The 11,321-nt window shown below is 68.2% G+C and carries 9 protein-coding genes; 4 read left to right on the top strand and 5 right to left on the bottom strand.

Annotation, left to right across the window (positions count from 1 at the left end; genetic code table 11):
• Positions 1–104: 104 nt before the first annotated feature.
• The 5 genes from ACIDOCELLA78_RS97270 to ACIDOCELLA78_RS97250 form a co-directional block, all read right to left on the bottom strand.
• Positions 105–1,358: an ABC transporter substrate-binding protein gene (locus tag ACIDOCELLA78_RS97270; protein WP_201727456.1), complete on the bottom strand. Its 1,254-nt coding sequence runs from the start codon at positions 1,356–1,358 to the stop codon at positions 105–107.
• Between the two features lie 203 nt (positions 1,359–1,561).
• A complete protein-coding gene (locus ACIDOCELLA78_RS97265) occupies positions 1,562–2,251 on the bottom strand; it encodes a tRNA (guanosine(46)-N(7))-methyltransferase TrmB (RefSeq protein WP_201727455.1) in 690 nt (229 codons plus the stop codon).
• Positions 2,241–3,428, bottom strand: a complete 1,188-nt coding sequence (gene metK / locus ACIDOCELLA78_RS97260; protein ID WP_201727454.1) for a methionine adenosyltransferase — start codon at positions 3,426–3,428, stop codon at positions 2,241–2,243. Before metK ends, ACIDOCELLA78_RS97265 begins: the two co-directional genes overlap by 11 nt.
• 221 nt (positions 3,429–3,649) lie before the next feature.
• Positions 3,650–4,387 (bottom strand): 4-hydroxy-tetrahydrodipicolinate reductase, encoded by a 738-nt coding sequence (gene dapB / locus ACIDOCELLA78_RS97255; protein WP_201727453.1) that lies wholly within the window; start codon positions 4,385–4,387, stop codon positions 3,650–3,652.
• A 2-nt stretch (positions 4,388–4,389) separates the two neighbouring features.
• Complete coding sequence (locus ACIDOCELLA78_RS97250) at positions 4,390–6,024, bottom strand: electron transfer flavoprotein-ubiquinone oxidoreductase (protein ID WP_201727452.1); 1,635 nt, start codon at positions 6,022–6,024, stop codon at positions 4,390–4,392.
• An 81-nt stretch (positions 6,025–6,105) separates the two neighbouring features.
• Here ACIDOCELLA78_RS97250 and ACIDOCELLA78_RS97245 point away from each other — a divergent pair, with 81 nt between their 5' ends.
• The 4 genes from ACIDOCELLA78_RS97245 (at position 6,106) to ACIDOCELLA78_RS97230 (ending at position 11,181) form a co-directional block, all read left to right on the top strand.
• A complete protein-coding gene (locus ACIDOCELLA78_RS97245; RefSeq protein ID WP_201727451.1) occupies positions 6,106–6,978 on the top strand; it encodes a uracil-DNA glycosylase in 873 nt (290 codons plus the stop codon).
• Positions 6,979–7,297: 319 nt separating this feature from the next.
• Positions 7,298–8,914 carry a lytic transglycosylase domain-containing protein gene (locus tag ACIDOCELLA78_RS97240; RefSeq protein ID WP_249674860.1) on the top strand — a complete coding sequence of 539 codons (1,617 nt, stop codon included), beginning with the start codon at positions 7,298–7,300 and terminating at the stop codon, positions 8,912–8,914.
• A 73-nt stretch (positions 8,915–8,987) separates the two neighbouring features.
• A complete protein-coding gene (locus ACIDOCELLA78_RS97235; protein WP_249674849.1) occupies positions 8,988–10,625 on the top strand; it encodes a tetratricopeptide repeat protein in 1,638 nt (545 codons plus the stop codon).
• A gap of 178 nt (positions 10,626–10,803) precedes the next feature.
• Positions 10,804–11,181 (top strand): hypothetical protein, encoded by a 378-nt coding sequence (locus ACIDOCELLA78_RS97230; protein ID WP_201727448.1) that lies wholly within the window; start codon positions 10,804–10,806, stop codon positions 11,179–11,181.
• Positions 11,182–11,321 lie beyond the last annotated feature (140 nt).

Genomic DNA, 11,321 nt, shown 5'->3' with positions numbered 1-11,321 from the left:
TCTAGCGCCCGCGGGCGCGGCTGGAGACAGGTCGCGTGGCGGTGCTAGCGAACTGGCCCACGACTTGCGTCGTGGGCCAGCGCAGACCGCCATGCGGATGGAGATCAGCTCGGATAGGTCATCTTGCAGCCGGCCGCGGCCGGCGACAGCGCGATCGACTCGCTGGGGATGACATCCGCGACCTTGAACAGGTTCGGGTAGCTCGCGTCCTTGGGGACGTAGCCGGGGAACATGTTCGCCATCATCTGATGGTCTTCGGCGCGGTAATGCACCTTGCCCGGCTGCAGCGCGACTTCCGGCGGCAGCTCCATGCCTTCGAGCGCCTTCACGACCTTGAGCGAGTCGAGCGACTTCGCCTGGTTCGCGGCCATCGCGATGGCGTAGGCGGTGGAATAGCCGAACCAGGTTCGCGCCGTCGGCACCTTGCCGCCGCTGCGTTTCTTCACTTCGGTGACGAAATCGGCGACATGCGGCACGCCGGGCTGGTTCCAGTACCACTCGAAGGTCCACCAGCCGAGGAGCGCGGCCTTCGGCAGCGCCTGGAGAACCTCGATTTCCTGCAGCGCGCCGGCGATGGCGATCTGCTTGTCGAGACCGAACTGCACGGCCTGCTTGAGCAGGTTGACGAGGTCGTCACCCGCCTGCAGGCAGATCAGCACGTCCGGCTTCGCGGCGCGGGCGCGGATCAGGTAGGACGAGAAATCGGTGGTGCCGAGCGGTGCGAGGGCATGACCCACGGCTTCGCCGCCGGCCTTCTTCAGCTGCACCATGTAGTCCTTGTAGAGGGCGTGGCCGAAGGCATAGTCCGGGACGATGAAGAACCACTTCTTGCCGAACTTGCTGAAGAGGGTCTTGAAGTCACCGGCGGTGAGCATCCAGGTGGTCGAGCAGGTGCGGAACGTGGTCCAGTGGCACTTGCTGCCGGTCACGTCGTCGGCGTGGCCGCCGGTGTCGACGAACAGCATCTCGTGCTGGAGGGCGAACTGGCTGAGCGATTCGGACGCGGCGGAGTTCACCGTGCCCATGAGGAAGTTCACCTTGTCCTCGGCGACGAGCTTCTGCGCCTTGCTGACGGCGGGCCCGGGAAGGCTGTTGTCGTCCTCGACGAGGAGCTGCACGGGCCGGCCGAGAATGCCGCCCTTCTTGTTGATCTCGTCGACCGCCATGGTGGCGCCGATGATCTCGTTGTGACCCGCCGGCGCATAGACGCCGGTGCGCGGATCGATCATGCCGATCTTGACCGGCTTCTCGCTGGCGCCCCAGGTGACCTGCGGCAGGACCAGGCTGGAAACGCCGGCCGCAGCGCCGGCCTTGAGCAGGCCGCGGCGGTTGAACGATGCAGAATTCACAAAATCCATTTGGATCATTTCCCCTTCCGTATTGTGGCCACGCCAGGCGGCACACCGGCTCAGCGACACATGCGGCCCGCTTTCACTAACGAGACGATCTGACAACATTGTGATGCCGACGACCCCGTGACGACCGCACGTCACAACCCGGTTGTATCGTGCATGCCTGATCTGTCAACCGCCGTAAGGTCGTAAAACGTCGCCGCGAAAAGCTATTTTGAAACAAATGTCCAGTAGTGCGACTGTCGTCCTGCTTTCGTCGCCTTGGCTTCATAGCGCGTCGCGGGCCAGTCATCCGGTCGGGACGTCGTTTTATTTAACAAAGAAAATGTAACATCGTTAGAAAAGACTTCATCAACCCATTGTTGATAGGTCGGGTCGTCGCTGGCGATGCGCCATAGGCCACCGGGACGCAGCACGCGCGCAACCTCGGCGAGAATGGCGGGATGGACGAAGCGACGCTTGGCGTGGCGCGCCTTCGGCCAGGGATCGGGGAACATCAGGAACAGGCGGGAGACCGAGCCCGCCGGCAGGCCGCGCAGCAGGGCGCGGGCGTCGTCGTCATGCACGCGCAGGTTGGGGGGAACCGTCGGCTCGGCGCCCTCGGGGGCGAGACGCGAGAGCAGCGAGGCGATGCAGTTGACGAACACCTCGCAGGCGACGAGGCCGATATCGGGATTGGCCGCGGCGATCGCCTCGGCGTGTTCGAACCCGCCGGCGCCGACCTCGAGCCACAGCTCCCTCGGCGCGATCGCGAAATCCTGCCCCGGCCAGCGCAGCCGGGGCAGCAGGGTCTCGATCAGCTCTTCCTGGCGTGCCCGCAGCGCGTGGCCGCGGGCACGGCCGTAGAGCCGGTCGGGCGGCGGTTTCAGCGCCCGCCCGGCTGCATCGTCAGCGGCCAAAAGCGGCCTTCAGCGCCGGCGCGAGGTCGGTCTTCTCCCAGGTGAAGGTGCCGAGCTGATCGTCCGGCTCGCGGCCGAAATGGCCGTAGGCGGAGGTCGGCACGTAGATCGGCCGGTTGAGGCGCAGATGCTCGCGGATGCCGCGGGGGGTGAGGTTCACCAGCTCGCGCAGCGCGGTTTCGAGCTTCACGTGATCGACATCGCGCTCGGTGCCGTGCATGTCGACATAGACCGACAGCGGATGGGACACGCCGATCGCGTAGCTGACCTGGATGGTGCAGCGGGTGGCGAGGCCGGCGGCGACCACGTTCTTGGCGAGGTAGCGGCACATATAGGCGGCCGAGCGGTCGACCTTGGTCGGGTCCTTGCCGGAGAAGGCGCCGCCGCCATGCGGGGCCGCGCCGCCATAGGTGTCGACGATGATCTTGCGCCCGGTCAGGCCGCAATCGCCGTCCGGCCCGCCGATGACGAACTTGCCGGTCGGGTTCACGTAGAACTGATCGTCCGGGCACATCCAGCCCTCGGGCAGCAGCTCGGAGACCAGCGGGCGGAGCATCGCCTTGATCTCGTCCTGGCTCATCCCGTCCTCGTGCTGGGTCGAGACCACGATCGAGGTGGTGCCGACCGGCTTGCCATCGGCATAGCGCAGGGTGACCTGGCTTTTCGCGTCCGGCAGCAGGCCGGCGGCGCGGGCATCGCCGATCTTGCGCAGCTCGGTCATGCGGCGGAGGATCAGATGGGCGTAATAGATCGGCGCCGGCATCAGCGCGTCGGTCTCGGAGCAGGCGTAGCCGAACATGATGCCCTGGTCGCCCGCGCCCTCGTCCTTGTTGCCGGCGGCATCGACGCCGACGGCGATATCGGCCGACTGCTCGTGCAGCAGCACGTCGATCTTCGCGTCGCGCCAGGAGAAGCCATCCTGCTCGTAGCCGATGTCATGCACCGCGAGGCGGGCGAGATGGGCGAGATATTCGCGGGTGATGGTCGAGGGGCCGCGGGTTTCGCCGGCGAGCACGATGCGGTTGGTCGTCACCAGCGTTTCGCAGGCAACGCGCGCATAGGGGTCGGCCGCCAGGAAGGCGTCGAGCACCGTATCCGAAATCCGGTCGGCAACCTTGTCGGGGTGGCCCTCGGAGACGGATTCCGAGGTGAACAGGTAGTCACCTTTGTCGCGCATGGATTTCTCCTCTTGTCGCGAGACGTCGTGCCCATGCCGGGCGGCGGCGCCGGCCGAATGCCGGAGCGTGCCGGGGCATGGCGCAATCGCGCCCGGGGGTCAAGACGAGGGGCGGCGGCAGAGCGATTTCCGATCCATCCGGATCGGATGCAGCGCTCTGTGACATGAATAAATAGAGCATCTTTATCCGGTCAGATGACGCCATCCGATCGGATGATGCTCTACAGGCCGAGCAGGTCGCGCATGCCATAGCGCCCGGGCGGGCGGGCGGCCAGCCACAACGCGGCGCGGACCGCGCCTTCAGCGAAAATCCGCCGGTCGAGCGCGTGATGGGTCAGCGTGATCTGCTCGACGGCGCTAGTGAAGATGGCGCTGTGGCTGCCGACGATCTGCCCGCCGCGCAGGGCGGCGAAGCCGATGGCGCCGGTCTCGCGCATGCCGGTATGGCCATCGCGCCCGGAGTCCTTCACCGAATCAAGCTCCACCCCCCTGCCCCGCGCCACCGCGGCACCGATCGCCAGCGCGGTGCCGGAGGGCGCATCGATCTTCTGGCGGTGGTGCATTTCGAGGATTTCGGCGTCGTGGGTTTCGGCGGCGAGGGCGGCGCCGAGGCGCTCGGCCAGCGCGATCACGAGATTGACGCCGGGGGCGAAATTCGCCGCCTGGAACACCGGAATCCGCGCGGCCGCGGCTTCGATGTCGGCCTCGGCGGCCGGATCGAACCCGGTGGTGCCGAGCACCCAGGGCGTGCCGGATGCGGCGAGGATACCGGCATGGCGGCTGACCGTGGCGGCCAGGGTGAAATCGATCACCACATCGCTGTCGTGCGCGAGGGCGGCGAGATCGCCATCGCGGCCGATGCCGCCGGCGAGCGTGGCGCCGGCCAGCGGCACCGCCTCGGCCAGCAGCTTGCCCATCCGGCCGGTGATGCCGGCAATGCCGATCCGGGTCGGGCCCATGCTCACATCCCGCCCGGATAGGCCGGGCCGCCGGCGCCCTCGGGCACCACCCAGTTGATGTTCTGCGTCGGGTCCTTGATGTCGCAGGTCTTGCAGTGCACGCAGTTCTGCGCGTTGATCTGCAGCCTCGGATCGCCCGCCTCCGCGCCGACGATTTCGTAGACGCCGGCCGGGCAGTAGCGCGTTTCGGGGCTGCGGTATTCGGCCCAGTTCACCGCGATCGCCTTCGCCGGGTCGAGCAGGGTGAGATGCGCCGGCTGGTTTTCCTCGTGATTGGTGTTGGAGATGAAGACCGAGCCGAGCCGGTCGAAGGTGAGCGCGCCGTCGGGCTTCGGATAGGCGATGGGGGTTGCGTCGCGGGCGGGTTTCAGCGCGGTGTTGTCGGCGTGGTTGCGCAGGGTCCAGGGCGACTTGCCGCGGGTGACGTAGGTTTCGAACGCGGCGTTGATCAGCCCGCCCCACATGCCGAATTTCGCGAAGCCGGGGCGGATGTTGCGCACCGCCTGCAGCTCGGGCCAGAGCCAGGAGGCGCGGACCTTCTCGGGGAAGGCATCGAGTGTCGCGGGGCGGCCGCCGGCCAGCGCCTCGGCGATCGCCTCGGCGGCGAGCATGCCGGATTTCATCGCGGTGTGGGTGCCCTTGATCTTGGGGACGTTGAGGAACCCCGCCTCGCAGCCGACCAGCACGCCGCCGGGAAAGGCGAGACGGGGGATCGACTGGAAGCCGCCCTCGTTCAGCGCCCGCGCGCCGTAGGAGATGCGCTTCGCGCCCTCGAAATAGGGGCGGATCGCCTTGTGGGTCTTGAAGCGCTGCATCTCCTCGAAGGGCGAGAGATAGGGGTTCGCGTAGTCGAGCCCGATGACGAACCCGTAGGCCATCAGGTTGCCGCCGAGATGGTAGAGGAACGAGCCGCCATAGGTTTTCGTATCGAGCGGCCAGCCGATCGTGTGCATGACCATGCCGGGATTGTGGTGCTCCGCCGGCACTTCCCAGAGTTCCTTGATGCCGATGCCGTAGGTTTGCGGATCGACCCCGTCGCGCAGGCCGAAGCGCGACATCAGCTGCTTGCCGAGCGAGCCGCGGCAGCCTTCGGCGAACACAGTATATAGAGCGCGCAGCTCCATCCCGCGCTGGTATTGCGCGGTCGGCTGGCCGTCCTTGCCGATCCCCATGTCGCCGGTGGCGATGCCGGCGACGCGGCCCTCCTCGACCAGGAGTTCGGCCGCGGCGAAGCCGGGATAGATCTCGACGCCGAGTTCCTCGGCCTTCGCGCCGAGGAAGCGGACGACATTGCCGAGGCTGACGACGAAATTGCCGTGATTGTTCATCTGCGGCGGCGTCGGCATGCGGTGGCTGCCGGATTCGGTGAGGAAGAGGAAACGGTCCTCGCCCGCTTTCGCCGAGAACTCGATCGCGCCGATATCGGCGTCGGGCAGGAGTTCGGCCATCGCGCGGGGTTCCAGCACGCAGCCGGAGAGGATGTGCGCGCCGACCTCGCCGCCTTTTTCCACGACGCAGACGGACATTTCGGGATCGAGCTGTTTCAGCCGTATCGCCGCGGACAGGCCGGCCGGGCCGGCGCCGACCACGACGACGTCGAATTCCATGGACTCCCGGGGCGGCACTGCGTCTGACATGTGGGTTCTCCTGCGCTGTCATTAACGTATAGGGAAGCGCGGGGCATTGCGCAAAGCCCGGCTCCGGGCGCAAATCGGCCGATGGACGCACAAGGCGGAAACATGACGGGAGATACGCGCGCCGCGTTGCTCGCTTCGCTTGCGCTGCAGGCGGAATGGGGGGCGGACGAGGCGTTGCTGGAGACGCCCGCCGACCATATGGCGGCACGGGTGGGCGGGCGGGACATGCCGGAGGCCGTGCCGGGGGCGACCGTGCTGAGGCCGGCATCCATCGCCCCCGCCCTGCCCGGCACCGATCCTGGCGCCCATCCTCACACCGAACCTGCTGGCGCCGCCGCAACGCTTGCCGCCCTGCGCGACGCGCTTGCGGGATTCGACCAGTGCGCGCTCAAGCGCACGGCGACCCAGCTCGTTTTCGCCGATGGCGCCGAGGATGCGCGGATCATGTTCATCGGCGAGGCGCCGGGCGCCGAGGAAGACCGGGTCGGGCGGCCGTTCGTCGGCCCGGCGGGGCAGTTGCTGGACCGGATGATGGCGAGCATCGGCCTCGATCGCGGCAAGGTGCGGATCGTCAATGTCGTGCCCTGGCGGCCGCCGGGGAACCGCACGCCTTCGGAGACCGAAATCGCCCAGTGCCTGCCGTTCCTGCACCGGCATATCGCGCTCGTGCGCCCGGCTGTGGTGGTCCTGCTCGGCGCCGTGGCCGTGCGCGCGCTGGTCGGCGGCAAGGAGGGGATTACCCGGCTGCGCGGCAAGTGGCGCGAGATCGAGGTGCCCGGGCTGGAGGGCGGGCTGCGCGCCTTGCCGACCTATCACCCCGCCTTCCTGCTGCGGCAGCCGGAGGCGAAGCGGCTGGCCTGGGCCGACCTGCTCGAATTGCGGCGCGAATGTGTCGAGTCATGCATATACGGCGAGTCTGACATGTTATTTACGCAAGTTATCACGAAAAGTTGAAATCTAGGGCGCAACGAAACCCGCAGAATTCCGGGCTTTGTCCAATTTTACGAGATTCTCAACCTCTCGGAGTGGTTGCGCAGCGGCGGAATTGGGTTGTAGCGAAACGATCATGCGAGGGGCCGTTAAAAAGCTCTCCCGCCTAAGCGTCGCCCGGGCGTGTATCGTCACCGCGGCGCTGTCTGCCGGATTGAACGTCGCCCATGCGGCGCCGGCTGGACACAGGGGGCCTTCGACCGACAGGCAGGGTGCCGCAGCGCACCCGGAATCAGTAGCGTATGCGATCCCGCGATCGGCGCCGGCAAATGGCGACGAGGTCGTGCTCGCGCGGCCGCTGGCGCCAAGCGATGTCGCGCTCTATCGGCGCATCTTCGCCGATCAGGCAGCGGGGCGGATGGCGGATGCCGCGGCGCTGATCAAGCGGCTCGGCGACCATGCGCTGATGGGGCAGGTGCTGGCGCAGCGCTATCTGGGTCCGTATCATCATTCGACGCCGCCGGAGCTTGAGGCCTGGCTCAGGAAATACGGGGGCCAGCCCGGCACCGACAGGATCAGGCACCTGCTCGCCTCGCGCCTGCCGCGCGGCGCCGCGATGCCGGCGGCGGAGGTGCAGTATCTGCCGGAGCCGGGCCTTGTGGCGAGCGGCGCGGCGACAACGCCGCGCGGCGGCAGGCACCTGCCCGCGCGGATGGCCGATCTGGTCCGGCGGCTGAGCGGCGCGGGGCAGACCAGCCACGCGATCGACCTGATCCGCCACGACGGTCATGTGTCTTCGCAGACGGGTGCGGCGTTGCGGGCCATCGTCGCACGGCACCTTTTCGAGCGCGGGGACAACGCCCAGGCGCTGGAGATTGCCGCCGACGCCGCCAGGGAAGGCGGGAACGAGGTGTGGGCGCCGGATTACATCGCGGGCCTCGCCGCCTGGCAGCTCGGCCGCCTCGCCGAGGCCAGAACCCATTTCGAACAGGCGGCCGATGCGGCGAAGGCGACCCCCGAGGAGCACGCCGCCGGCGCGTTCTGGGCGGCGCGCGCCGCGCTGCGGCTTGGCCTGCCCGACGCCTATATCGCCAGCCTCGGCAAGGCCGCGAACAACCAGGGCACGTTCTACGGCATGCTCGCGGCGCGGCTGCTCGGGCGGGACCTCGGCATGAGCGGCCTGACGGCCAGCCTGTCCGAAGCGGATGTCGAGGCGGTGGCCGCGCAGCCCGCGGGATCGCTCGCCTTCGCGCTGCTGCAGGTTGGCCGCACCGACGATGCCGCCCGCGCCCTGCGCAGCCTCTGGCCGCCCATCAAGGCAGATCCCAATCTGGGCCGGGCCGTGCTGCGGGTTGCCGCGCGGGCGGGGCTCATCGATGTCGCCATAACACTGGCGCGGACCCTGCCGGGCAACGAGATCGCGGGCGTGACGCTGCCATTGCCGGCGCTGCACCCCGCGGGCGGGTTCAGCGTGAGCCCGGCGCTCGTCTATGCGCTGGCGCGCACCGAATCCGGCTTCAACCCGCACGCCGTCTCGCGGGTGGGCGCGCGCGGGCTGATGCAGCTGATGCCGGCGACCGCGCGGGCGATGGCGCGGCGCTACGACATCACCGGCGATCTGGAGAGCCCCGCGGCCAATCTCGCGCTCGGCCAGTCCTATCTGCGGTATCTCGCCTCGCAGCCGGATGTGAACGGCGATCTGCTGCGGATTCTCGCCAGCTACAATGCCGGGCCGGTGGCCGCGACGAGATGGGCGCAGACGATCAGGGATGGCGGCGATCCGCTGATCTTCATCGAATCGATCCCGAACGCCACCACGCGGCGGTTCGTGCGGCAGGTTCTCACCGACAGCTGGATCTATGGCGAGCAGATCGGCAACATGCCCGCCAGCCTGACGGCGCTGGCCGAGGGGCATGTTCCCCGGCTGCGGGATGCGGCGATGGCGGTCGCGGCGCGTTGAACCGGACCCGCGCGACGGTGTTGTAAGGTTTCATTAAGTTTCTTGCCCTAGAGTCGGGGTCATGGATCAGAACATGACCACGGCCGCCGATGGCCCGGAGGCGCTTTTCGCGGCCGGGATTTCGGCGCACGGCAATGGGGATTACGCCGTGGCGGCGAGGTGCTTCACCGGCGTGCTCGAGGCCATCCCGGGATTCCCCGCCGCGCTCGCGAACCGGGCCCTGGCGCTATGGCTGCTCGGCGCGCTGGATGATGCGGAGCGCGATGCGAGCGCGGCCTGTGCCGCCATGCCGGGTCTTGCCGAAGGGTGGATGGTTGCCGGCGCGATCAGGATCGAGCGTGGCGATTCCGCCGGCGCCATCGCCGCCTATTCCGAGGCGGTCAAGCTGCGGCAGGGATTTGCGCCGGCGCAGGCGGGGCTTGCGGCGGCCTATCTCGCCCATGCCGACAACGCGGCGGCAGCGCGCCACGCCGCCCTCGCCCTGATGCTCGACCGGGATTGCAACCACGCGCGATTCACCCTGGGCTCCGCCGTATCGGCGCTGGGCCAGACCGAGACGGCGATCGGCCTGTTCACCCAGGTTCTGGCGGCCGAGCCGCGGCACGCCGGGGCTCTGCTCAACCGGGGCAATGCGCTTGTCGGGCTCGACCGAATCGAGGAGGGCGAGGCGGATCTGCGCGCGGCGCTCGCCATCGATCCCGACCTGCGGGAGGCCCTGGCCAGCCTTGCCGTGCTGCGGACGATCCGCGGCGATACCGGGGAGGCCATCGCGCTGTGCGACCGCGCCATCGGGCTCGATCCCGATTTCGCCATCGCGCAATGGAATCGGGGCGTCGCGGCGTTGCTGCAAGGGGATTTCGCCACCGGGTTCGAGGCCTATGAATGGCGCAAGCGCCATCCGCTCTACGGCCCGCATTTCGACCGCCTGCCCGCCCCGGTCTGGACCGGCGACAGTCTGGCCGGCCGCCATCTGCTGGTTCGTGCCGAACAGGGGCTGGGCGACACGATCATGTTCGCGCGGTTCCTGCCGCGGCTCATCGCCGAGGCGCGGCGCGTGACGCTGGCGTGCCATGCCACGCTGTTTCCGCTCTTCGCCGGGCTCGGCGTCGGGCTTTGCCGGCTGGACGAGCCGGCGCCGGCGGGAGTGGACTGCGCGATCGACCAGATGAGCCTGCCGCACGTGCTGCGGCTGACCCCGGAGACGATTCCGGCCGCGGCGGGCTATCTCGCCGCGCCGGCCGCGGCGGTGGAGCGGTTCGCCGATCTCGCGCCGCCGGCCGGCACACGGCTGTTCGGCCTGGTCTGGGCAGGAAATCCGGGCCACAACAACGACCGTCGGCGATCGTTGCCGGCCGGCGCGCTGGCGCCGCTGATCGCCAGCGAGGGCGTGCGGTTCGTCGCCCTTCAGCTCGGCGCGCGGCAGGGCGAATACGACGTGCCGAGCATGGCCGGCGCGCTTGACGATTTCGGCGCGACGGCCGGGATTCTGCACCATCTCGACGGGCTGGTGACGGTCGACACATCGATTGCCCACCTCGCCGGGGCGATGGGCAAGCCTTGCCATGTGCTGCTCTCGGCCTCGTGCGACTGGCGCTGGCTGCTCGGCCGGTCGGACACGCCGTGGTACAGTTCGATCAGGCTGCACCGGCAGCAGACGCTCGGAGACTGGAGCGGGCCGATCGGCTCGGTACTGGCAGCCCTTCACGGCTGAGCGACGGCCGCGTGCCTGGCGGCTTTCAGCGCCGCGGCCGGTCGCGGCCGGTCGCGGGGCATGGGATCGTGCAAAAATTCGTGAGCGATCCGGCGTCGGGGTCTTTTTACGCCTGCCCCGAGGTCCATCTGCTGGCAGGAGAGTGCCGCGACCATCGCGAAGGGAGAGGTGCCGAACCATGCGGACTCGGAACATGCCGGCGGCGTGCTGGCGTCTCGGAGCGGTCTGTCTTGCCTTGGCAGGGTGTTCCGGCCCGCGTCTCGCCCGGCCGATGCGGGCTTTCGTCGGCAAGCCGGAGGCCGCTCTGGTCAGGGCCATGGGCGTGCCCAACCGGCGCAGCGTTCACGGCGATGTTATCCACGATCAATACCGGCGCACCATCACCTATTCGGTGCCGGGCTGGACGGGCGGGCCGGCTTTCGTGGATCAGCGGCCGGCGATCGGCGATATTCCGCCAGCCGTTCCACCGCAGACCTACAGGAATACCTGCGTGATAACGTTTCGTATCGTTCACGGAATCGTGCGCGCCTACCGCGCCACCGGGCCCGTCTGCTAAGGCGCTTTTCGATTCATCCAGTGCGGATGCCGCGCTCTATAATATTGATAATTTTAGAATCTTTGTCCGATCAGGTGGCTCGATCCGATCGGATAAAGATGCTCTGAAGTCCGGCCCGGTAATTCAAAATCAAATATTTT

Source organism: Acidocella sp. C78, from assembly GCF_907164655.1.
Note: the sequence above shows the minus strand (reverse complement) of the source record. Positions and strands in the feature narration are given on the sequence as shown.

What these genes read in the sequence shown, in the direction of transcription:
- ACIDOCELLA78_RS97230 (WP_201727448.1), top strand. Translation starts at nt 10,804, where the DNA reads ATGCGGACTCGGAACATGCCGGCGGCGTGCTGGCGTCTCGGAGCGGTC.
- dapB (WP_201727453.1), bottom strand. Translation starts at nt 4,387, where the DNA reads ATGGGCCCGACCCGGATCGGCATTGCCGGCATCACCGGCCGGATGGGC.
- ACIDOCELLA78_RS97270 (WP_201727456.1), bottom strand. Translation starts at nt 1,358, where the DNA reads ATGGATTTTGTGAATTCTGCATCGTTCAACCGCCGCGGCCTGCTCAAG.
- ACIDOCELLA78_RS97245 (WP_201727451.1), top strand. Translation starts at nt 6,106, where the DNA reads ATGGACGCACAAGGCGGAAACATGACGGGAGATACGCGCGCCGCGTTG.
- ACIDOCELLA78_RS97250 (WP_201727452.1), bottom strand. Translation starts at nt 6,024, where the DNA reads ATGTCAGACGCAGTGCCGCCCCGGGAGTCCATGGAATTCGACGTCGTC.
- metK (WP_201727454.1), bottom strand. Translation starts at nt 3,428, where the DNA reads ATGCGCGACAAAGGTGACTACCTGTTCACCTCGGAATCCGTCTCCGAG.
- ACIDOCELLA78_RS97235 (WP_249674849.1), top strand. Translation starts at nt 8,988, where the DNA reads ATGACCACGGCCGCCGATGGCCCGGAGGCGCTTTTCGCGGCCGGGATT.